Here is a 531-nt window from a genome sequence, read left to right on the forward strand (position 1 = left end):
CGGCTGGTCGGCCGGGGCGTTTTTGGTGGCGAACCAGTAGACGCGCTCGTGATCGACGGGCAGCAGGCCAAAGCGCGAACCGCAGCCCCACGACTCGCCGGCGCGCAGGTTAGCCGTGGGGAAAGGGGTGATGGCTCGCCAGGCGGTGTAGCCGGAATAGCGCGGCGGCGTGCGCCCGAACATCTGCGCTCGGACCGCCGAGTGAATACCATCCGCGCCGATGAGGGCGTCGGATCGCGCCGTCTGCCCCCCGGCGAAGCGGGCGGTGACGCCGTCGCCGTCCTGGTCGAAGCCGGTGCATTCGTGGCCCAGGTGGAGGGGCGTATCGGCCAGCGCCTCGGTCAGCATCGCCAGCAGTTCGGCCCGGTGGACTATGCGCACAGCCGCGCCGAAGCGCTGCTCGATCGTGGCCGACGGCAGTTGGGCCAGGATATCGCCGCGCGGGTTGCGGGTGGCTACCAAGGGCGCGACCATGCTGATCGCGGCCAGCGCCTCGCCCAAACCCAACTGGCGCAGCACTTTGATGGCGTT

At 70.2% G+C, this 531-nt stretch carries 1 protein-coding gene; it reads right to left on the minus strand.

The window, feature by feature from the left end; translation table 11 throughout:
• Nucleotides 1-531, minus strand: a 531-nt coding sequence (locus tag KDM41_18940; GenBank protein ID MCB1185502.1) for an FAD-dependent monooxygenase, incomplete at both ends; no start/stop codon positions are given.

Source organism: bacterium, from assembly GCA_020440705.1.
Lineage (GTDB): Bacteria > Krumholzibacteriota > Krumholzibacteriia > LZORAL124-64-63 > LZORAL124-64-63 > JAGRNP01.